At 45.1% G+C, this 20,286-nt stretch carries 19 protein-coding genes and 6 pseudogenes; 16 read left to right on the top strand and 9 right to left on the bottom strand.

What is annotated here, in order from left to right:
• Positions 1-6 precede the first annotated feature (6 nt).
• Positions 7-380: pseudogene (locus D368_RS05215) on the bottom strand (hypothetical protein).
• A 248-nt stretch (positions 381-628) separates the two neighbouring features.
• Here D368_RS05215 and D368_RS05210 point away from each other — a divergent pair.
• Both D368_RS05210 and D368_RS05205 read left to right on the top strand, forming a co-directional pair.
• Positions 629-1,419 (top strand): annotated as a pseudogene (locus D368_RS05210) (polysaccharide deacetylase family protein).
• A gap of 112 nt (positions 1,420-1,531) precedes the next feature.
• Positions 1,532-1,651, top strand: a complete 120-nt coding sequence (locus tag D368_RS05205; RefSeq protein WP_003154518.1) for a GapA-binding peptide SR1P — start codon at positions 1,532-1,534, stop codon at positions 1,649-1,651.
• Between the two features lie 48 nt (positions 1,652-1,699).
• Here D368_RS05205 and D368_RS05200 read toward each other — a convergent pair whose 3' ends face one another.
• A complete protein-coding gene (locus D368_RS05200; RefSeq protein ID WP_128574609.1) occupies positions 1,700-3,172 on the bottom strand; it encodes an aminotransferase class I/II-fold pyridoxal phosphate-dependent enzyme in 1,473 nt (490 codons plus the stop codon).
• Positions 3,173-3,350: 178 nt separating this feature from the next.
• On the opposite strand from D368_RS05200, the gene D368_RS05195 reads away from it, so the two are divergent.
• Complete coding sequence (locus D368_RS05195; protein WP_007409667.1) at positions 3,351-3,617, top strand: UPF0223 family protein; 267 nt, start codon at positions 3,351-3,353, stop codon at positions 3,615-3,617.
• A 35-nt stretch (positions 3,618-3,652) separates the two neighbouring features.
• Here D368_RS05195 and D368_RS05190 read toward each other — a convergent pair whose 3' ends face one another.
• A complete protein-coding gene (locus tag D368_RS05190) occupies positions 3,653-4,285 on the bottom strand; it encodes a DUF1054 domain-containing protein (RefSeq protein WP_014470447.1) in 633 nt (210 codons plus the stop codon).
• Positions 4,286-4,521: 236 nt separating this feature from the next.
• Between D368_RS05190 and D368_RS05185 the strand changes: the two genes are divergently transcribed.
• From D368_RS05185 to D368_RS05170, 3 genes and pseudogenes are all read left to right on the top strand, one after another.
• A complete protein-coding gene (locus D368_RS05185; protein WP_003154513.1) occupies positions 4,522-4,710 on the top strand; it encodes a hypothetical protein in 189 nt (62 codons plus the stop codon).
• 196 nt (positions 4,711-4,906) lie between these two features.
• Positions 4,907-5,642 (top strand): annotated as a pseudogene (gene suhB / locus D368_RS05175) (inositol-1-monophosphatase).
• A complete protein-coding gene (locus D368_RS05170) occupies positions 5,629-6,081 on the top strand; it encodes a GNAT family N-acetyltransferase (RefSeq protein ID WP_128574608.1) in 453 nt (150 codons plus the stop codon). Before suhB ends, D368_RS05170 begins: the two are co-directional and overlap by 14 nt.
• Positions 6,082-6,132: 51 nt before the next feature.
• On the opposite strand, the gene D368_RS05165 is transcribed toward D368_RS05170, so the two are convergent.
• Positions 6,133-7,698, bottom strand: coding sequence for a M4 family metallopeptidase (locus D368_RS05165; protein ID WP_003154510.1), 1,566 nt, complete (start codon positions 7,696-7,698; stop codon positions 6,133-6,135).
• 322 nt (positions 7,699-8,020) lie between these two features.
• On the opposite strand from D368_RS05165, the gene D368_RS05160 reads away from it, so the two are divergent.
• From D368_RS05160 to D368_RS05145, 4 genes and pseudogenes are all read left to right on the top strand, one after another.
• Entirely contained in the window at positions 8,021-9,958 is a 1,938-nt protein-coding gene (locus D368_RS05160) for a hypothetical protein (RefSeq protein WP_128574607.1), read from the top strand.
• A pseudogene (locus tag D368_RS05155) lies at positions 9,948-10,216 on the top strand (hypothetical protein). Before D368_RS05160 ends, D368_RS05155 begins: the two are co-directional and overlap by 11 nt.
• Positions 10,217-10,738, top strand: a complete 522-nt coding sequence (locus D368_RS05150) for a sigma-70 family RNA polymerase sigma factor (protein ID WP_128574606.1) — start codon at positions 10,217-10,219, stop codon at positions 10,736-10,738.
• A complete protein-coding gene (locus D368_RS05145; protein ID WP_071391878.1) occupies positions 10,735-11,028 on the top strand; it encodes an anti-sigma factor family protein in 294 nt (97 codons plus the stop codon). Before D368_RS05150 ends, D368_RS05145 begins: the two co-directional genes overlap by 4 nt.
• A 37-nt stretch (positions 11,029-11,065) precedes the next feature.
• Here the strand turns inward: D368_RS05145 and D368_RS05140 are convergent, their stop codons facing one another.
• Positions 11,066-11,683 carry a hypothetical protein gene (locus D368_RS05140; protein ID WP_071391877.1) on the bottom strand — a complete coding sequence of 206 codons (618 nt, stop codon included), beginning with the start codon at positions 11,681-11,683 and terminating at the stop codon, positions 11,066-11,068.
• Positions 11,684-11,992: 309 nt separating this feature from the next.
• Positions 11,993-12,180, bottom strand: a pseudogene (locus tag D368_RS05135) (YlaF family protein).
• A gap of 111 nt (positions 12,181-12,291) precedes the next feature.
• On the opposite strand from D368_RS05135, the gene typA reads away from it, so the two are divergent.
• On the top strand, positions 12,292-14,154 hold the full coding sequence (gene typA, locus D368_RS05130) for a translational GTPase TypA (RefSeq protein ID WP_128574605.1): 1,863 nt from the start codon (positions 12,292-12,294) through the stop codon (positions 14,152-14,154).
• A 31-nt stretch (positions 14,155-14,185) separates the two neighbouring features.
• Positions 14,186-14,506 carry a YlaH-like family protein gene (locus tag D368_RS05125; RefSeq protein ID WP_014304952.1) on the top strand — a complete coding sequence of 107 codons (321 nt, stop codon included), beginning with the start codon at positions 14,186-14,188 and terminating at the stop codon, positions 14,504-14,506.
• A 48-nt stretch (positions 14,507-14,554) separates the two neighbouring features.
• Here D368_RS05125 and D368_RS05120 read toward each other — a convergent pair whose 3' ends face one another.
• Positions 14,555-14,755, bottom strand: coding sequence for a YlaI family protein (locus D368_RS05120; protein WP_128574604.1), 201 nt, complete (start codon positions 14,753-14,755; stop codon positions 14,555-14,557).
• Between the two features lie 101 nt (positions 14,756-14,856).
• Positions 14,857-15,480 carry a YhcN/YlaJ family sporulation lipoprotein gene (locus tag D368_RS05115; protein WP_003154498.1) on the bottom strand — a complete coding sequence of 208 codons (624 nt, stop codon included), beginning with the start codon at positions 15,478-15,480 and terminating at the stop codon, positions 14,857-14,859.
• A gap of 154 nt (positions 15,481-15,634) precedes the next feature.
• Here D368_RS05115 and D368_RS05110 point away from each other — a divergent pair.
• Positions 15,635-16,962: pseudogene (locus tag D368_RS05110) on the top strand (PhoH family protein).
• On the opposite strand, the gene D368_RS05105 reads toward D368_RS05110, so the two are convergent.
• A complete protein-coding gene (locus tag D368_RS05105) occupies positions 16,957-17,433 on the bottom strand; it encodes a hypothetical protein (RefSeq protein WP_003154496.1) in 477 nt (158 codons plus the stop codon). The pseudogene D368_RS05110 and the gene D368_RS05105 overlap by 6 nt on opposite strands.
• Before the next feature lie 104 nt (positions 17,434-17,537).
• Here D368_RS05105 and glsA point away from each other — a divergent pair, with 104 nt between their 5' ends.
• From glsA to D368_RS05090, 3 genes are all read left to right on the top strand, one after another.
• Positions 17,538-18,467, top strand: coding sequence for a glutaminase A (gene glsA, locus D368_RS05100; RefSeq protein ID WP_094246964.1), 930 nt, complete (start codon positions 17,538-17,540; stop codon positions 18,465-18,467).
• 107 nt (positions 18,468-18,574) lie between these two features.
• A complete protein-coding gene (locus D368_RS05095; protein WP_003154494.1) occupies positions 18,575-18,856 on the top strand; it encodes an Fpa/YlaN family protein in 282 nt (93 codons plus the stop codon).
• 202 nt (positions 18,857-19,058) lie between these two features.
• A complete protein-coding gene (locus tag D368_RS05090; protein WP_003154492.1) occupies positions 19,059-20,270 on the top strand; it encodes an FtsW/RodA/SpoVE family cell cycle protein in 1,212 nt (403 codons plus the stop codon).
• Positions 20,271-20,286: the final 16 nt, after the last annotated feature.

Raw genomic sequence — 20,286 nt, 5'->3', positions numbered from 1 at the left:
CTGTTTTTATTGTGCAAGCACATGCTGCATAGGTTTGATGATATCCTCTTTTTTCTTTACGGATCCCTCAATCTTCATGACCACATGCCGATGATTGATCACCATCAGCGCAGGGAACGTATTGATTTCCTCTTCCCATCCCTTTCTGTTGTCATAAACCTTCATTTGATCGACATGATGGGGATATTTCTTTTCTAAATCAAGAATCGCATCGTAATAAGGAACTTCTTTATCTATATGATTTTCATCGGAAAAAAACAAGATTTGAGTGTGATGAATGCTGTCGATCCGGTTATTTTTGAATGGAATGACAGTAGAAACCGAACAGCTTGACAGAACGAACAGCATCAAAAAAAGGGAATCACCGTACGGTAGCGCATCTATCTTACTCCTCTGTTTTATATAATATATTGGTTCATCCATTTATAAGGACTATATTAAGTGTATCACGAGAGGTGAAAAACCTAAGGCTTGTTACTGAATTGTTATATAATTGAAACCGTTTTTAATGAAGAAATAATACGTGTGACAACTTGTACAGCCGATGTGTAAAAAAGGCACATTGTTATTCGTGAGAGCGCTGTTTTTTCGTTATACTGGGGGCAAAACCATATCAGGAGGGATTGTCATGTATAAAGCCGCTGCAGCCGTCATATGTATGTGCTTACTCGCCGGCTGCCAATCAAATGAAAAGATGCAAACAAACAAACCCTATTCTCAAGCCGCGGCCAATCATGCCAAACGGGAAAACCATCATACAAAAGAGAAAAAACAGAAGGCGGAGCCCCGTTACTATATCAATCCGAAAACCTTTTCTGTGGAAAAAATGGATGAACAGAAAGAAAAAAACCGATCGCATTGGTAACGATCGATGACGCGCCTGATCAGCATGCCGCTGAGATTGCGGACAAACTGCATGATCTCAATGCGTCAGCGATCTTTTTTGTAAACGGACATTTTTTGAAAAAAGATGAAAATAAGAAAGCGCTTAAGCATATTCATGAGTTAGGCTTTATGATCGGAAATCATACAATGACTCATCAAAACTTAAAAGATCTTTCCGAACAAAAACAACGGGAAGAAATCATTGGCGTCAATAAAGCGGTTGAAAAGGTAATAGGAGAGAAACCCGCATTTTTCAGGGCGCCTTTCGGAAGCAATACGGACTACAGTGACAGACTTATAAAAAAAGAAGGAATGGTGAAAATGAACTGGACCTTCGGGTATGATTGGGATCAGAAATATCAATCCAAAAAAGCGCTTACCGATATCACCCTGAGCAGTCCTTACCTGCGGGACGGCGCCAACATATTGATGCATGACCGGAAATGGACGGCTGAAGCCATGCCGGACATTGTAAAAGGATTGCGTCATAAAGGATATACCGTGATTGACCCTAGAGCTATAAAAAGACCGTAAAAATAAATGTGTTATACAATTTATCGGTTGACATATTAAATGTGACATAATAATATAATAACAACAAGTAAAAATTAAGCGTTTTCAAATTCTGAGAAATGGGGAATGACAGATGGGTACAATTGTTTGCCAAGACTGTAACGAAGCGATTCATTACTTTGAGGATGAGAAGGTCACGACGTTATACGGAACATGCTGCGGACAATGCCAGTGTCATCTTGAAGAAGAGTAAAAAGCGTAAAAAAGGCCCGAAACGATTTCGTTTCGGGCTTATTTATGTTTATTGGATGGCTTTTTGCTCTTTGATGACTCTGATCATTTCAAGCGTTGCATCTTCGGGACCCTGCACAGGAAGGCCGGCGTCCAAGTTTTTAAAAATGTAGCTGATATTTTCTTCAGTAATGATCTCACCCGGAATAAAGATCGGAATTCCCGGCGGGTACACCATGACAAACTCTGCAATGATCCGTCCCGCGGATTCTGTTAACGGAATGACTTCCGTATTTGCGTAAAAAGCGTCTCTTGGCGTCATCGCTAACAGAGGAATCTCAGGAAGCAGAACTTCCGCTTGCTGATGAGCATAGTCATTTGCAGAAGCCTGCTTTGAAATGTCTGTAAGCGCGCTTACAAGACGGTCGGCATCTCCTGCTCTGTCTCCGGGGGTGAAAATACATAAAATATTATACAAATCGGACAGCTCGACTTCGATATTAAATGATTCGCGGAGCCATTTTTCAACGTCATGACCCGTCAGCCCGAGGTTTTTGACCGAAATGATTAATTTAGTCGGATCATAACTGAAGGCAGCTTTTGACCCAGTGATTTCTTCGCCGACACAGCGGATGCCTTCAATTTGATTGAGGCGTTCCCGTGTCTGATCCGCCAGCAGAATCGTTTCTTCAAGAAGATCGCGGCCTTCTGTAGCGAGGCGTTTTCTTGCGACATCCAGTGAAGCGAGAAGCAGATAGGATGTTGACGTTGTCGTCAGCATGCTTAAAATTGACTGTACTCTTTCTTTGGAAACAAGGCCTTCTCTCACATTTAAAATGGAGCTCTGTGTCAGGGAGCCTCCCAATTTGTGCACGCTTGTGGCTGCCATATCAGCGCCCGCCTGCATGGCGGACAGAGGAAGCTTATCATGAAAATGAATATGCACGCCGTGCGCTTCATCGACAAGAACAGGCACATCGAAAGAATGCGCGAGCTTTACAATGCTGCTCAAGTCAGCTGCCACACCGAAGTACGTCGGATTGATGACAAGCAGGCCTTTTGCGTCAGGGTGCTCCGTCAAAGCCCGCTCGGCGGACTCAAGCGTAATGCCGTGAGAAATTCCGAGCTCAGCGTCAATTTCCGGGTGTATAAAAATCGGCACCGCTCCGGAAAATACAATGGCCGACATAATGGATTTATGAACGTTTCTCGGAATGATGATTTTATCTCCGGGTCCGCATACGGCCATGACCATCGTCATAATGGCGCCGCTCGTCCCTTGTACGGAAAAGAAGGTATGGTCTGCGCCGAATGCTTCCGCGGCCAGATCCTGGGCTTCTTTAATGATGCCCTTTGGCGCATGTAAATCATCCAGAGGTTCGATATTAATTAAATCTATGCTTAACGCGTTTTCTCCGATAAATTGTCTGAATTCCGGGTCCATTCCCGCGCCTTTTTTATGGCCCGGAATGTGGAATTGGACAGGCTGTCTGTCCGCGTGCTTTTTCAGTCCGCTGTACAGGGGTGTTTCATGTTGCGGCAATTGTTTTCCCACCTTTATCATAATACCTACGGATTAGTTTGTATTACATTCAGTTTTATTACCCGTTTTTAAACGTAAAACAAATGAATTATATTATGAACTTGAAAGAAAGTAAAGAACAATTTATGATCTATGGAAGATGCTTATTTTGAGCATGATGATAAAGGAGTGAAGACATTTGGAATATCAATATCCGATGAATGAGGACTGGACGACAGAGGAGGCCGTGGACGTCATTGCTTTTTTTCAGCAGGTGGAAAACGCCTATGAAAAAGGAGCTGACCGAGACAGACTTCTGAATGCGTACCGCCGCTTTAAAGAAATCGTTCCCGGGAAAGCGGAAGAAAAGAAAATCTGCAGCCAATTTGAAGCTGACAGCACCTATTCCCCGTATCGGACTGTGAAACAGGCGAAACAATCAGATCAAGCGATTATCAAAATGTAGACAAAAGCGAGCCGGCAATCGGCCCGCTTTTTATGTTATGAGACTTTCTGAGTCAGTGTGTATAAAAAGGAAAGCTTCCTAAAAGCATCTTCAATGGTTTGCAGGAATTCATTGTTGTTCATGTTGATCACGTCTTCTTTTTGCAGCTGAATGCCGCATAAAAGCTCTGCTTTTTTCACTGTCTGCAGGCGTTCAAATAATGTTTTCAGCTGCTCCTGATCCATGTCGGACTGCTTGTACGCACCTGGCTTCGTATGATCCGGCGACCATACAAAATGACCGGGAATCTGTTTTGTGATTTCCTCCTGCTTCGCTTCCAGCAATCTGCCGTATTCCTCTTTTATCGGAGATTCATAAATGATGGCAAACCATACAAACATATGGGTGTCCCATAATCCGATCTGAAAGTGAGGGAGTTTCTTATACCCGCGTTTGCTGTTGGCAAAGGCAACCCAGCTGTCAGCCGGCGGGTTGACAGATCTTCTCGCGTGCTTGGCGACATGCGGAAACATTTCATCTCCTGTCAATGCTGACAATGTCGGTGCGAAATGCTCTCCTAACAAGGTCAGCTTCGGACGGACTTGTTCTTTTAACACCTCCATGCGCGGATCTAAACCTTCTATTGTAAATGTATCGAAGTCTTCTTTTGTAAAACGCATCTGAGTCATCTTTTTCCTCCTTATCGTAAGTATTCATATTTTACCACAGCCGCCGCCGGCCGCAAAAACATTGAGAACGTTTGAGACGAGAGGATTGGTGGTAAAAAACGAATAGGTAAACACACAATTTTAAGAATGTTGTTACAGCCGAATATAAGTTTCCATACGATATAAGAAGTATCATTAATAAATTGGAAAAATGGGATGCTTTTTTAACAAATGATCTCTGGAAGGGGCGAAAGACAATGAGGCAAGTGGTGAAGGAAGGATTCAGGGAGGAAAAAAATAACCGTGTAGCTGTCTGGAGACTAGAGGTTGATTATGAATTGGCAACCCTGTATGAGGCCATGCAAAAAGAGAATGAAGATCAAATCGATCTCAGCAAAAGAAAACTGGAACGTCTCAGAAAAGAGTGGATTCGGCTTAACGGATAAAGAATAGTAAAAACGAACCGCAGGAAATGGTTCGTTTTTACGTGAGAAGGCATTTTTTTCATTTTCCTTGCTTTTTCATCGCCTTTATCAGTATGCTATAGAATAAGCTATACATAGAAAAGAGGTACACGGTATGACAAATTGGACGGAAATTGATGATATCGCAAAACAATGGGTAAAAGAAGCCGGAACGAGAATCAGACAATCCATGCAGGAAAGCTTGACGATTGAAACAAAATCAAATCCGAATGATTTAGTCACAAATATTGATAAAGAGACGGAGCGCTTTTTCATTGACCGTATACAAGGAACTTTTCCCGGACACCGGATTCTCGGAGAAGAAGGGCAGGGGGATAAACTCCGCTCCCTTGACGGAATCGTCTGGATCATTGATCCGATTGACGGGACGATGAATTTTGTCCATCAAAAGCGGCATTTCGCGATCTCCATCGGCATCTTTGAAGACGGAAAAGGCAAAATCGGCTTAATTTATGATGTGATGCAGGACGAACTGTATCACGCATTCAGCGGAAAAGGGGCTTATCTGAACGATGCGCCGCTTGCTCCTTTAAAAGAAGCTTCCATTGAAGAAGCCATTATTGCAATCAATGCCACATGGGTGACGGAAAACAGAAGGATTGACCCGAGTATTTTTGGCGCCGCTCGTAAAACGGGTCAGAGGAACGCGTTCCTACGGTTCGGCGGCACTTGAGCTGGCCAGTGTTGCGGCCGGCCGCATTGACGCATACATTACGATGAGGCTCGCGCCGTGGGATTACGCTGCCGGCTGCGTGCTGCTGAACGAAGTCGGGGGCATTTACACGACCACAGACGGCGAACCGTTCACGTTTTTAGACAACCACAGCGTGCTTGCGGGCAATCCGGCTATACATAAAATTATCTTTGACGACTATTTACATGCTGACAGGTAGAGATTTTGAAGAAGAAGATCTCGGGTTTCTGGAGCAGCTGGCGGCATCGCACCCGGTGTGGAAAAAGGAAGAGTTCGGAACAAAAAATGCGGCGGAGTTTATGCTTGCATACTCCATGTACAATGGAACGTGGCTCGTATGGGAGATTGACGGCGCTCCTGCCGCCGTCAGTTTTCATTTGGAATGGGCCCCTTCAAACGGAAAACCGTGGCTCGGAACCGTGGCCGTCGCTCCGGAGGCAAAAGAGAAAGGAATCGGACGCGCGGTCATTGAAGAGATTGCGGGCCGGCTGAGAGGAGAGCATAAAGCGATGTTTTCAGCCGTTCCCCTGGACAGGCAGGAATGGGTTTTGTTTTTAAGCCAATGCGGCTTTGAACAGCTTAAGCTTGAAAAAGACGATCGGGAAAAGACATATATGATCATGGTGAAGCCATTGTGAAATGTTGCAGATATAAAAAAGAGACCGGATTTCTCCGGTCTCTTTTCTTGTTTACAAGCCGACCGCATTCCAGGCCGCTTCTACGCTTGCAGCGTCTTGAGAGCCGTAAAGGTCCCGCGCTGATTGAATCAAAGCTGCTTTTGCATCTTTAAAGCTTGATGACGGAGTGAGATATACCGTCAGTGCGCGATAGTAAATCTGCTCCGCTTTTTTCACGCCGATTTTTGTAATCGTGTTGTAAGCGGCTTTGTTCGGAATTCCGCTGTTTGTATGCACGCCGCCGTAGTCGCCGGCATCAGTGTTCGGAAGGTTTTGATAATTTTTGTAATGGTCGGGCTGTCCGTATTTTGTCGGATTGGATAAGCTGCGGAGAGCCGGCTGGCTGACCGTAATATCCTCACCGATATCCCAGTCCTCAGTATCGGTGAAGTACCCGAATACATCAGAGAAGGATTCGTTTAAAGCGCCCGGCTGATTTTCATAGTTCAGGTTGGCTGTTTCCTGTGTAACGCCGTGTGTCATTTCATGGGCCGTTACGTCCATTGAACCGGAAAGAGGCGAGAAGAATGAGCCGTCACCGTCACCGTAAATCATTTGGTCGCCGATCCAGGCCGCGTTATTGTATCTGCTGCCGTAATGAACGGAAGATACGATTTTGCCGCCTCTATTGTCGTAGCTGTTGCGTTTAAACGTCTGATAGAAATAATCATACACTTTGCCGAGATTGTAATGCGCATCAACCGCAGCGCGCTGAGAAGAAGTTGTGAACTGGTTTGTAGTGCTTGATACGAGCGTGCCCGGCAGGTTATATTGTCGGTTTTGCAGATCGTACGTAATAATTTGTGTTCCGGTAGGCTTCGAAAGATCACGCATTACATATTTGCCGTTTTCAGAAGAAATATTTAATGAGACCGTTTTTCCTTTAAGAGTCGTACCTGTTCCGGTTGCAGCGGCATGTTCCACTTTGTTTTGCTTTTTCAGGACTTTCCCTGTTTCCGCATCAACGGTTACTTCCCAGTTAGCTGGTTCCGGTTCGATGTAGCGGATGGTTACATCATAGGCGAGTCGGTATTTACCGTCTTTTGTGGCCGCTGCTTTCAGCTCGGCTTTGTTTTTGTTTGCAACGTTGCCGTTAGAGACGGCTTCAGGTGATTTGCCGATTGCTTTAAATGCATGATCCAGCGCCTGATTTGCCGATAATTTTTTGCTGTTTGCCGTTTTGGCAGAAGCATCGTTGTTTAATTCACCGTTAATCGCATAGACATTGTTGGATTTATCGACGTGAATAATGACTTGCGAGTCTTTCACAGGCACACCGTTAACGACAGGCACATAACGGAAGTGCTTGTAGCCGAGATCATCGGTCGTGTGGTCAATCAGCTTCAGTCTCTCAGAAGGGTTGCCTTTGAAGACTTTGCCGTTTTGTTTCAAGTATTGCTTGATTGCTTTGTCACTGACTGAAGGCAATTCAGATTGCACCAAAGAATGCTTCGGCACAAAGTTCGTCAGGTTTTCTTTAAGCTGAGGATTCTCAGCTGCCTGAACACCCGGAAGACTGATGGTTAAACTCATAAAGGAAGCGGCGACAGCAACAGACAATTTCTTACCTAAACCCACAATAAATCCCCCTTTTTGAAAATAATGAAAACTTATATTGTTATAATAAACCAGCATTCTCTCATTCTGCAATATAAAACTAGACTCCGCTGATGAATTGATAGAATCGTCCCGTAAAGGCTTCCGGCGGCCAGCATCGGGGGATAAGCCGAGAGGCACGTGTTGAATCAGACATGAGTCGAATGATGCGATTTATTCTGAAAAAAATGACAAATGAAGTCGGGAAAAATGATAGGGGAAAAATGTTCCGATTTGTAAAACTTTTTTTATAGCCGTTTGTCTAAACGGGTGAGGCCTTAATAAACGAAAAGGATTGTTTCAGATGTCAGAGATTTTCAGTCATTTTATTCAGCATTTCGACAGATATTTCATTTTAAGCAGACAGAGCGTGTTGATCATTCAGTGGTCAGCCGTCTGCCTTGCTGTTTTATACGCGCTGACTTTTCATCCGAAAATCAGCCGTGAGAGAGTTTGGTTTTATTCAGGAATTCTGATCAGGGCCGTATTATTGGCGGGCATAACAGTTGAATTGGTTCATCAGGTGCAGAGTACTCGCTTTAGCGCGCACTATTTGATATCGGAAGAAAGAGAGCTTCTTCCGATCGTTCATCTCTTAATGTATGGGTATGTGCTGCTCACCGCGTTTCACTATATGCTCATGCCGCAGAAGCAGAGGGGAAAGGGCATATTTTATACCTTTGATCTCACTGTGGTGACACTGCCCGTCATTCAGCTGATCTTCAGTTTTTTCGCTTTCTGGAATAACAGTCCCGATGCGATGGCGGGGGAGGATATAGTTTCGATGCTATGTTTTATTACGGTTGTTTTACTACTTCTGATTTCTATGAATGTTTTATTCTTTAAAATATATTGGAAACCGAGACCCGTTTTTATCTGCGTGTTTTATGCCGGGGTCATCGGGCTGTTGGTGTGGGTGCTCGCTGCGCCCTCGGCAGGTGTAACAAAAGATTACGGCAGACTTCTCCCATTTACGGTGTATTTAACGATGGCCGGTTTTCTGATGACCCATCATTTATTTCATCGGTCAGACAGGATCAGGCAGCGGACGAAAAGCTTTCTTGCGGCGGCAACGGCCGCTGGTTTTATTGTCTTTTTGAATCCGGTATACAATGCGGGCGATGCAGCTTTTGCGGTTTCAAAGCCGATAGCTGAAGATTCTGTTGATAATGTGGGTGAACATATCACTTCAGACCAAGCGGAACGGATCCTTACGTCATTTTTTCCGGCTGAGAATCCGATTTATTTAACAGAGACCAATCAGGACCTCCATTACTTTTACCGTTTTAAAACGGAAGATTATGAAGCGGAAGTGGACGAGGTTTCCCGATTGATTACAAATTATCAATATCTTAAAAAACCGGAAGGCCGCACTTTTACAGAAGAGGAATACCGGAAAAAGTCGCTGGATTTCTTGTCGGCGCACGGCCGAAAAATAAAAACACAAGGCATTCAGACAACAGTGAAAAAAGAAGACGGACAGTTTGTCGTGGAGATTACGCCGAAAAGACAAGGGACGAAACACGAAGATTCAGGCACAGTATTTTACTGGGAAAAAGACACCATTATGGGTTTTTCAGAAGATCCGTCTATTTATCAGCTTGAGTCCCTGCCGCGGGTGCATATGAAGGAAAAAGACATAGTGAAAGCATCAAAAGCCGCCTTTCGTACGCTGCAAATGCCTGATCAGACATTTGAAATCACAAATACAGATATAAACAGCCTGATCGGCAGCAGTTTGACCGTAACTGCGAATAACGGAACGGAGCTGATATTTGATGCAGTATCCGGACGTCTTATGAAAATCAGAGTCTCACCTGACAGCACCGTTTTAACAAAAACAGAACTTCAGAAGAAGCTTTTTTCATTGCTGGACGCGGATACTTCAAAGCTTAGACAAATTGATAAATCGGAAGGCAATCTCGTTTTTGAAAACTCTGAAGGCACATTCGTTTATACGCTTCGGAATGAAGAAGGCATGAAAGAGGCCTCATTCTACGGACAGGTAAGTGCCAAAACGTTCCCGTATACATACAGAGACGGACAAACAGCATTCAAAAAAGTGGCGGCAGCTTATAACGGCATCATTTACAAAAAGCGGGTGAAGCCTGTCATAGCGGTGAAAGACGGCGTAACATATAACGCATGGCTTGTCATTATTCAGCCGTTCGGTTCAAACCGTCATGACGCATATGTAGTGAACGCGGATACTTACGAGGCGGTGAACCTTTATGAACAATAAAGAAAAAAGGCTGTCTTCTTCGATTTATACGACCTATATAAGGAGGGGGAACTCGAAGGCGGCACGCTCCAGTGGATGAAAGAACATGAGCCTTTATTCGGAGCTGAGGCGGAAAACAGAAAAGGGCAGAATGAACATGGTTTGAATGCGCCATCCGGCGATATCCGCCAGATTAAATATATGAAATGCCTGACGTATGGATTGTACGGATTCTTCATTGTGCTCTCAATCTGGATGACAGTGTGGTTTTACTTTTAAATGAAAAACAAGATGTCAATTGAACAGCTGTACCGTGAACATTATCAAGATATTATGTATTACCTTTACAGACGCACACAACATGCTGAGACCGCTAAAGACCTCGCTCAGGATACATTTATGAAAGCATTTAACGGGCTTGAGTCGTTTAAGGGCCATTCGTCTATCAGAACGTGGCTCTATGCAATTGCCCATCATACCTTCATCAATTGGTACAGACGTGATAGAAAATATCAATTTTCAGATATCACCCTGAATGAAGGGCTTCAGCAAACAACATATGAACTGCCGGAGCATTACGTCGCCCGGACAGACACTCAGAATGCGCTGACCAGGCAGATTCAGCGTCTGAAAAGCGATCAGCAGACCGTTTTAATTTTAAGGGAATTTCAAGAGCTGTCTTACGAAGAGATTGCTGATGTTTTGGACTGGAGTCTTTCGAAGGTGAAGAGCACCCTGTACAGGGCGAGAATGCAGCTGAAACAGCACTTGGCGGAAAAAAGGAAGGAAGGACAGATATGACTTGCTGTTTAGTGAGAGATTTACTCCCTTTATATATTGAAGGCGATTGTGAAACAGAAACGGAGCGGTTTATTTCCCGCCACCTTGAATCATGCGGTAAGTGCGAAAGTTTATATCATATGATGAAGGAGCCGCTTGACCTCGGCAGCCCTGAGATGAAGGCGCCAGCCTGTTATGCAGAAGAAGAAAGGCGGTTTAAGGAACGGTATTACGGGAAGCTGCTGATAAAAGCAGCCTGTTTGTTCGGCGCTGTTTTCTTTATCATGCTGATCCTTAAAATGCTGATTTAAAAAAACGCCCGGCTGAATGACCGGGCGTTTTATCCGTTTACTCAGCCGGATGAAAGGCTGTATAAATGCCTTCAAGCAATTCTTGGGGCAGTGAATTAAAGAATCCGGCACACAGCTTTGCTTCTTTTTTTCCTGCTCCTGCTTTTTCAGCAAGGTCCTGATCAAACGTATACACACCGTCTTCTTCAATCAGCGCAGATTGAAGGATATGAAGACTTTGGGAAAAAGCGGTGAACAGCTGATCAACGATAAGGGCCTCTTTTTCCGTAAATCCGAGCTCCACCGCTTTTTCTTTATTAAATGTATATTCGCCGTCCGTTTTCTCAATACATTGAGAAAGAACGGTTAAAAATTCGGTTGAACTGTCCCACAGCTTTTGAATGGTCTGTGCGGCTTCTTTATCTAATCCCAATTCAACCGCTTTTTCACCGTCAAAATAATAGACACCGTCTTTTTCGTAAATGGATTGGCTGATGATGTCAATGAGTTTTGCCGCGTCTTCCGGTGTTTTCTCTCCGGAAGCCTGCAGGGCATGCGGTTCATTTGCCTGAATCGTTTTTGCGCCGGCAGAATCAAGCGGACTGAATGCAAGCAAGGCGGCTGAGGCGGTTGCGGCGGCAGTTACAGCGGTTTTCTTCAAAAAAGATGTTTTCATTTCATTCTCTCCTTGTCATGTGTATTTGCTTACAGTCACAAGTATAAAAAGACAATGATGGAATTGATATAGGAGGTATGGTATTTTCTGCATAACGATGCCGGACTATTTCAGACTGTATATTCTGAGGGAATCTGCTGATGTAACTAGAATGGGGGCCGTCATTTCCGGCTTCCTGACTAGGCGGCGGGGGAGATAAGCCTTACATCTGGAGCCTGCTTTTGAGGATGTAAAAAAGCCTGAATCTTTGATTCAGGCTTCATAAGATTGTCTTTCCATGTTTACGGAATTTTGCAAAGGGTCATGCTTTTAATCAAGCAGTCCCTGTTCGCGCATTTTTTCTTTACGGTGAAACCGCTTCCCATCATGGCGATAACGAGAACAATGCTTCCGATGATGCCCCATGCGCTTTTCTCAGCGATTGATACGCCGATCAGCATCATGCTGAAGACTGCTGCGAATGCAAATAATAATAAGAGCCAATTCAATTTTTTCATATTTCCATCCCCTTTAACGTCATACTTTCAGTTTACAGAAAAACGTAACGCTTTTAAAGAGGATGTGTGGTATAATATGAAAGTTATCTAATTTTTTTAGGAGATGAAAATGTGAAACTTCGAAACGATCTTCGCAACATCGCGATTATTGCCCACGTTGACCATGGGAAAACGACTTTGGTAGACCAATTGCTTCACCAAGCCGGAACATTCCGTGCCAACGAAAATATTGCCGAACGCGCAATGGATTCAAACGATCTTGAACGTGAACGCGGTATTACAATTCTTGCGAAAAATACTGCGATTAACTATAAAGATACACGCATTAATATTTTGGATACTCCGGGACACGCCGACTTCGGCGGAGAGGTAGAACGGATTATGAAAATGGTTGACGGCGTTCTGTTAGTCGTTGACGCATATGAAGGCTGCATGCCGCAAACCCGTTTCGTACTGAAAAAAGCCCTTGAGCAGAACTTAAACCCGGTTGTCGTCGTAAACAAAATCGACCGTGATTTCGCCCGCCCGGAAGAAGTCATTGATGAAGTGCTTGATTTGTTCATCGAGCTTGACGCAAACGAAGAACAGCTTGAGTTCCCTGTCGTCTACGCTTCTGCGATTAACGGAACGGCAAGTCTGGATCCGAAAAAGCAGGACGAAAATATGGAATCACTGTATGAAACGATTCTTGAACATGTCCCTGCCCCGGTAGATAACGCCGAAGAGCCTCTTCAATTCCAAGTGGCGCTGCTTGATTACAATGATTATGTCGGCCGTATCGGTATCGGACGCGTTTTCCGCGGCACGATGAAAGTGGGTCAGCAGGTTTCATTGATGAAACTTGACGGAACGGTTAAATCATTCCGCGTAACGAAAATCTTCGGTTTCCAAGGATTGAAACGCGTGGAAATTGAAGAAGCGAGAGCGGGAGACCTTGTTGCCGTTTCGGGCATGGAAGACATCAACGTCGGTGAAACGGTTTGTCCGGCTGACCACCATGAGCCGCTGCCGGTTCTGCGCATTGATGAGCCTACGCTTCAAATGACATTTGTCGTAAACAACAGCCCGTTTGCAGGCCGTGAAGGCAAATATGTCACAGCCCGCAAAATTGAAGAGCGTCTGAACGCGCAGCTTCAAACAGACGTCAGTCTTCGTGTCGAACCGACTGCATCACCAGACGCATGGGTTGTTTCAGGACGCGGTGAGCTTCACCTGTCCATTTTAATTGAAAACATGCGCCGTGAAGGCTATGAGCTTCAAGTGTCTAAACCTGAAGTTATCATTAAGGAAATCGACGGCGTCAGCTGCGAGCCTGTTGAGCGCGTGCAGATTGACGTGCCTGAAGAGCATACCGGTTCTGTTATGGAATCAATGGGTGCGAGAAAAGGCGAAATGCTTGATATGATTAATAACGGAAACGGCCAGGTCCGCCTGATCTTTACCGTACCTTCACGCGGACTCATCGGCTATTCTACTGAGTTTCTGTCACTGACACGCGGTTTCGGTATCCTGAACCACACGTTTGACAGCTATCAGCCGATGCAAAAAGGCCAAGTCGGAGGCCGACGTCAAGGTGTGCTCGTTTCCATGGAAAACGGAAAAGCGACATCTTACGGAATTCAAGGTATTGAAGACCGCGGCGTCATCTTCGTTGAGCCCGGAACAGAAGTATATGAAGGCATGATTGTCGGCGAACATAACCGTGACAATGACCTTGTCGTCAATGTCAGCAAAATGAAACAGCAGACAAACGTCCGTTCCGCTACGAAGGATCAAACGACTACGATTAAGAAAGCGCGCATTATGTCGCTTGAAGAATCACTCGAGTACTTAAACGAGGATGAATACTGCGAAGTAACGCCGGAATCCATCCGTTTAAGAAAGAAAATCCTGAATAAAAACGAACGTGAAAAAGCGGCGAAAAAGAAAAAACAGCAGGAATGTCTTAATCACTTGCAGAATTTGAAAAGGTAGAACCCGAACGGAAAAGGGGAGGGGGATCTTTTTGAATGAAGTAAGTGAACGGCTGTCGTTCTTTGCGGCTCTTTACCAAGTGGATGAGCATCCGCTGGCGGGAATGTGGCTGTTATACGGAACGATCGTCGTGCTTTCGGTGATTGTATTTAAACTCGGCTTTGCCAAACGGCTGCCGGTGTTGAAGGCTGCGGCAGTTTATCTCTTTCTAGTGCTCGGCTGCACCGTGCTGACTTTTTTCGGTGTGTTTCTGCCGGTCGGAGAAGGGCTTGTTGTCGCCGCCTTGATTTTGATCATTTACAAAATCCGTCTGCACCAGTCCAAAAAAAGCCAGTCAGCTAAACCGCAATAAAAAAATGACCTTGCCTTCCGGCGGGTCATTTTTTATTCGGTTTATTTTTCAGTTTATCTTTTTCGCTTTTTGTCCGGGATGAAAGGAAAAGTGTCCGGTATTCAGCCGCGCCTCCGTTTTGATTTTGATTCGGTCATGGCATTCCCGGCACATATATGTATGAATCGGACGATTGCGGAGGCGTTTGGCTGTCAGTGTTTCATCATCAATTTGTTCGATTTTGTCGCAAATGGAACATTTTACTCTCATTGATTTTCACCTCTTTCACTATGACAAGCATTATATCATGGATGCCCCTCCTGCCAAAGGGAAAGAAAGCAGCGCCCTTCCTTTGGAGCGGGCGCTGCTTTTTACTGGCGGTTTTTCATATGATGATCCGATTGATCGTTCTGTTCGTTCTGCAGCTTGTTCTGGTCTCTTTGGTTCAGCTGATCATCATTCGATTGAGTCGGTGATTCTTTTTCATTGTCGGTCACATCATTCGGGACTTCCGGCATGACACGACCGACGATGGCGGCAAGTTCGTCCAAAATGCCTGAAACGGGGCGGCCGGCTTTAATGTCGCTGCCCATGCCTCTCAGACGGGAAACCGTATCAGGATCAGCCACGACAACGGCATTGGCGCCGTAAGGATCGTTTTTTAACGCCTGGGCAACGGTGTATTTAATGCTCTCCACTTTGCTTCTTTCTAAATTGTCATCCACATCGATTCCGACAACGGAGTATCTTCCGAGTACAACCGCGGTGGCATCTGAAATGCCGGGGATTTTTTCGGTTACTTCGACGAGATGCTTAGCGATGTCTGTCCGGCCGGGATTTTCAGCTGTCTCAGGAGCCGTATTTTTCACATGAATCGGTTTTGCATCACGCTGATCGGTTGATTCGTTCTGGATATTGCGGCCTCGGCCGTCCTGTACAGCAGTGCAGCCGGTCAGGATAAACAAGGCTTGTATGATAATGAAAAGAATTCGCACGTCAGATTCCCTCCTTGAATGCTTTCATTTATTTTATTGTTGAATTAACCTTCTATCTTTATTCACCAAATCATATATTTTAGCAGGCATCCCCGTTTTTCGCGGAAAGAGAAGCACACGATGGGCTTTGATCCTTATTTCAGGAGGCTGAGACTTGAGTAAAATTTATGTGTTAGATACGAATGTACTTTTGCAGGATCCTAACGCCATTTTTCCTTTGAAGAAAACGAAGTTGTCATCCCCGCCGTCGTGCTGGAAGAGGTCGATTCAAAAAAGCGGTATATGGACGAGGTCGGGAGAAATGCGAGGCACGTATCTAAGCTGATAGACGGGCTCAGGGAGAAAGGTAGGCTGCATGAGAAAGTTCCGCTTGAAAGCGGAGGAACGCTCAGAATTGAACTGAACCACCGGTCATTTCATCAGCTCCAAGAAATTTTTATCGAAAAAACGAATGATAACCGCATTTTGGCGGTGGCAAAAAATTTAAGCCTTGAGGAGGAAACGAAAGAAAACGGCCGCCTCGTCATCCTGGTCAGCAAAGATGTGCTTGTCAGGGTAAAGGCGGATGCCATCGGGCTTTTGGCGGAGGATTTTTTAAACGACAGAGTCGTTGACCATGATGAAATATATAGCGGGTACAAAGATATATTTATGAATAAAGAGCGGTTTGCCTCGTTTTATAAAAACAAACAAATTCCAGTCAAGGAGCTTCAGCAGCATCAGGTTTATCCGAATCAATTTGTGCTGATGAAAGATGAATTAGGAGGATCTTCGTCTGCGGTCGGCATGGCGGATAAGAAAGGAGAGACCGTAAAAAGACTTGTTTTCGATGATGAGCACGTATGGGGTATCAGGCCGAAGAACGTCCAGCAGACAATGGCGCTTGAACTCCTGCTGAGGGAAGATATCCCGCTTGTCACCCTGATCGGAAAAGCGGGAACGGGAAAAACCTTGCTTGCTCTCGCGGCAGGGCTTCTGCAGACTGAGGATCTCGGTATTTATAAAAAGCTGATCGTCGCGCGTCCCATCGTCCCGGTGGGAAAGGATATCGGATATTTGCCGGGCGAAAAAGAGGAAAAGCTCAAGCCGTGGATGCAGCCGATCTTTGATAATCTTGAATTTTTATTCAATGCGAAAAAGCCGGGTGAACTTGAAGCGATTTTGGCAGGAATCGGATCGATTCAGGTGGAGGCGCTGACATACATTCGGGGAAGAAGCATTCCGGATCAGTTTATTATTATTGATGAGGCTCAGAATCTGACGAGGCACGAGGTCAAAACGCTTTTGACAAGGGTGGGAGAGGGAAGCAAAATTGTCCTGATGGGCGATCCGGAGCAAATAGATCACCCATACTTAGACAGTTTAAACAACGGACTTGCTTATGTTGTAGAGCGGTTTAAAGGACAAACCGTCTCCGGCAGCGTGAAGCTTGTGAAAGGTGAGAGATCCGGCCTTGCACAGCTTGCCGCCGATTTGTTATAAAACTTCGATTTCTGTGACGCCCGTTATCGGTTTTTCAAAGTCTCCGTCCACGTAAAAATGGACCGGGCCGCCGTCTTGAAGCGGTTTCCCCGCATCGCTGAAATGCGCGATTGCGTCCATCGCCTTTTCGAGCGGCACTTCGGTTCTTTCTGATTTTGAAATAAATGCGCACAGGACAGCGCTTTCTTTCGGCTCGGCATTTGCTAAAACAGCGCCGAGCTTCATGGCGAAGCTGCCGTTCATCAGTCTTTCTTTTTCATAACGTTTTTCGCTTTTTAAAGTCGGCGGCGAAATGCGCCCTTCTCTGATCACCCGTTCCGGATCAAGTGTATGCTCCTGGGTTTCTGCAGAGCCGTCCGGATGAACGGGCTGATTGTTTTCAAACGGAAACTTGCGGTCATCGAAAATCCAGACACTCGGATCAATTGTAATCGGGTATGTAACATTGCCTTTTACTTGAATAACGCTCATGTTGAAGCCCCCCTTTACTTAAAGTATAAAAGTTTTCGCATGAATTGTCACTTTGCGTCGCAAACTTAGATGTATACAACGGCAGCGAAGTGAGGATGATCGACATGGTATGCCGGCATTACCAAGAGCTGGACGCATTAGTTCAGGAAGCGAAAAAAAGGACCGAAGAAGGCAAAGTGGCAGACTATATTCCGGCTCTTGCTGAATCCGAACAAGACAGCCTTTCGGTCACGATTTATCATGCGGAAAATACATGTCTGACGGCAGGAGACGCCGACCGGACATTTACGCTGCAGAGCATTTCGAAAGTGCTTTCTCTGGCGCTCGTACTGATGGATTACGGAAAGGAAAAGGTGTTCAGCTGCGTGGGTCAGGAGCCGACCGGCGACCCGTTTAACTCCATGATTAAGCTTGAAACAGTGAATCCGGGCAAGCCTTTAAATCCGATGATTAATGCGGGAGCTCTCATCGTTACGGCTTTAATTAAAGGGCATTCGCCGAAAGACCGCCTGGATTACCTGCTCGGATTCATCAGAAGACTTGCGAACAATCAGGACATTACATATTGCAGACATGTCGCGGAATCGGAATTCAAATCTTCCATGATTAATCGGGCCATGTGTTATTACATGAAGCAGTATGACATTTTTAAAGGCGATGTTGAAGAGGTCATGGATTTGTATACAAAACAGTGCGCGATTAAGATGAGCAGTCTGGATTTAGCCAAAATCGGCTGTGTATTCGCCCTTGACGGGAAGCATCCGGAAACCGGGGAGCAGGTCATTAAAAAAGATGTGGCGAGAATCTGCAAGACGTTTATGGTGACATGCGGCATGTACAATGCGAGCGGGGAATTCGCAATAAAGGTCGGCATTCCCGCTAAAAGCGGCGTTTCGGGAGGAATCATGGGCATTTCGCCGTACAACTTCGGAATCGGTATATTCGGCCCGGCGCTTGATGAAAAAGGCAACAGCATCGCGGGTGTGAAGCTTTTGGAAATCATGTCTGAGAAATACAGGCTGAGTATTTTTTGAAACATTTTTTATCATAACATCTGCTTAAATCCTCTTGCAATTTCATCTGATACCCTTTATGATAAATAGAAGAATTAGGTACTCGCCTGGGGAACGGAGGGATACTTTTGGCTTCAGAGATTATAGTTGACCATCAGCAGAAAGCATTCGAGCTGTTGAAGTTAGATGCTGAGAAGATTTTGAAGCTGATCCGAGTACAAATGGATAACTTAACGATGCCTCAATGTCCTCTGTATGAAGAGGTCTTGGATACTCAGATGTTCGGACTGTCGAGGGAAATCGATTTTGCTGTCCGCCTGGGATTAGTTGACGAAAACGACGGCAAAGAGCTGCTGGACAGACTTGAAAGAGAACTGTCTGCTTTGCATGACGCGTTTACAGGAAAATAAATGATCAAACTCAAACTATTCAACGGTTTGGGTTTTTTATAACCGTAAACCGTTTTTTGCATCTTCTTTTCGTAAGACGGTCTCTTAATCTGCATTTCATCCGAAAAACTATAAAGAAACTGCGTAAATTGTTTATGAATTATAGTAAAATATAATACGCAATAGGTATTAAACGTAAGCTTTAAGCAGGAAAGAGGATGTTATGTTTAAAAGAATGTTAAAATCTTACGATTATTCATTGATATGCGCTATCATTCTGCTGTGCAGTTTCGGATTGGTAATGGTATACAGCTCAAGCATGATTACCGCCGTTATGCGTTACGGCGTGAGCAGCGACTATTTCTTTAAACGGCAGCTGTTCGCCGTCATCGCGGGGTTTGTGCTGTTTATTATCGCCGCCGTTTTTCCGTACAAAGTGTTCGCCCATCAAAAGATTCAGAAAATCATACTGCTTGCGTCAGTGGCTGCGCTTTGCGCGCTGTTTGTTTTCGGACATGTTGCCGGAAATGCGCAAAGCTGGTTTAAAATCGGCGGAATGGCCATTCAGCCGGGGGAATTTGTCAAGCTGACCCTGATACTGTATCTTGCCGCGGTGTACGCAAAGAAACAAAGCTACATCGATCAGCTTTTGACGGGGGTTGCGCCGCCGGTGATCGTCACCGTAGTCATTTGTGCGCTTATCGCTATTCAGCCCGACTTCGGAACGGCGATGATTATCGGTCTGATCGCGTTTTGCGTCATTATGTGTTCGGGATTCAGCGGAAGGACCCTGCTCAGGCTGGTTCTCATGGCGGGAATCGTATTACTCCTTGTCAGCCCGATCATCTATCTGAAATGGGACGATATTTTGACACCCGGGCGTATGAGCCGGTTTGAAAGCCTTGAAAATCCATTTAAATACGCCAGCACATCAGGCCTGCAGATTATAAATTCGTATTATGCGATCGGCTCAGGCGGTTTTTTCGGTCTCGGTCTTGGAGAAAGCATTCAAAAATACGGTTATCTGCCTGAATCGCATACAGACTTTATTATGGCGGTTATTTCAGAGGAGCTCGGCATTTTCGGCGTCCTGTTTGTCATTGTGCTGCTGGCTTTTGTCGTGTTAAAAGGTTTTTATATTGCGAGAAAATGTGAAGATCCGTTCGGAAGCCTTTTGGCAATCGGGATATCCAGCATGATTGCGATTCAGACCTTTATCAATCTCGGCGGTGTCAGCGGTTTAATTCCGATCACAGGTGTTCCGCTGCCGTTTATCAGCTACGGGGGATCATCAATGTTTTTGTTATTAACGAGCGCCGGTATATTGGTGAATGTCAGCATGCATGTCAAGTACTCAGAAAAGAAGAAAAAGAGGGAGCCCGTTCCGTCTAAGGGGGTAAAAAGACGGCAGACGGAAAAATCTGTGTATCTCTAAAAAACAAGTGTATACA

The sequence above is a fragment of the Paenibacillus lentimorbus NRRL B-30488 genome, assembly GCF_000411595.1.
Classification (GTDB): Bacteria; Bacillota; Bacilli; order Bacillales; family Bacillaceae; genus Bacillus; species Bacillus velezensis.
Note: the sequence above shows the minus strand (reverse complement) of the source record. Positions and strands in the feature narration are given on the sequence as shown.

Bases quoted from the DNA above. Each gene is read 5' to 3' on its own strand.
- D368_RS05205 (WP_003154518.1), top strand. From the start codon at position 1,532: ATGGGTACAATTGTTTGCCAAGACTGTAACGAAGCGATTCATTACTTT.
- D368_RS05190 (WP_014470447.1), bottom strand. From the start codon at position 4,285: ATGACTCAGATGCGTTTTACAAAAGAAGACTTCGATACATTTACAATA.
- D368_RS05185 (WP_003154513.1), top strand. From the start codon at position 4,522: ATGAGGCAAGTGGTGAAGGAAGGATTCAGGGAGGAAAAAAATAACCGT.
- D368_RS05170 (WP_128574608.1), top strand. From the start codon at position 5,629: ATGCTGACAGGTAGAGATTTTGAAGAAGAAGATCTCGGGTTTCTGGAG.
- D368_RS05160 (WP_128574607.1), top strand. From the start codon at position 8,021: ATGTCAGAGATTTTCAGTCATTTTATTCAGCATTTCGACAGATATTTC.
- D368_RS05150 (WP_128574606.1), top strand. From the start codon at position 10,217: ATGAAAAACAAGATGTCAATTGAACAGCTGTACCGTGAACATTATCAA.
- D368_RS05145 (WP_071391878.1), top strand. From the start codon at position 10,735: ATGACTTGCTGTTTAGTGAGAGATTTACTCCCTTTATATATTGAAGGC.
- D368_RS05140 (WP_071391877.1), bottom strand. From the start codon at position 11,683: ATGAAAACATCTTTTTTGAAGAAAACCGCTGTAACTGCCGCCGCAACC.
- D368_RS05120 (WP_128574604.1), bottom strand. From the start codon at position 14,755: ATGAGAGTAAAATGTTCCATTTGCGACAAAATCGAACAAATTGATGAT.
- D368_RS05105 (WP_003154496.1), bottom strand. From the start codon at position 17,433: ATGAGCGTTATTCAAGTAAAAGGCAATGTTACATACCCGATTACAATT.
- glsA (WP_094246964.1), top strand. From the start codon at position 17,538: ATGGTATGCCGGCATTACCAAGAGCTGGACGCATTAGTTCAGGAAGCG.
- D368_RS05090 (WP_003154492.1), top strand. From the start codon at position 19,059: ATGTTTAAAAGAATGTTAAAATCTTACGATTATTCATTGATATGCGCT.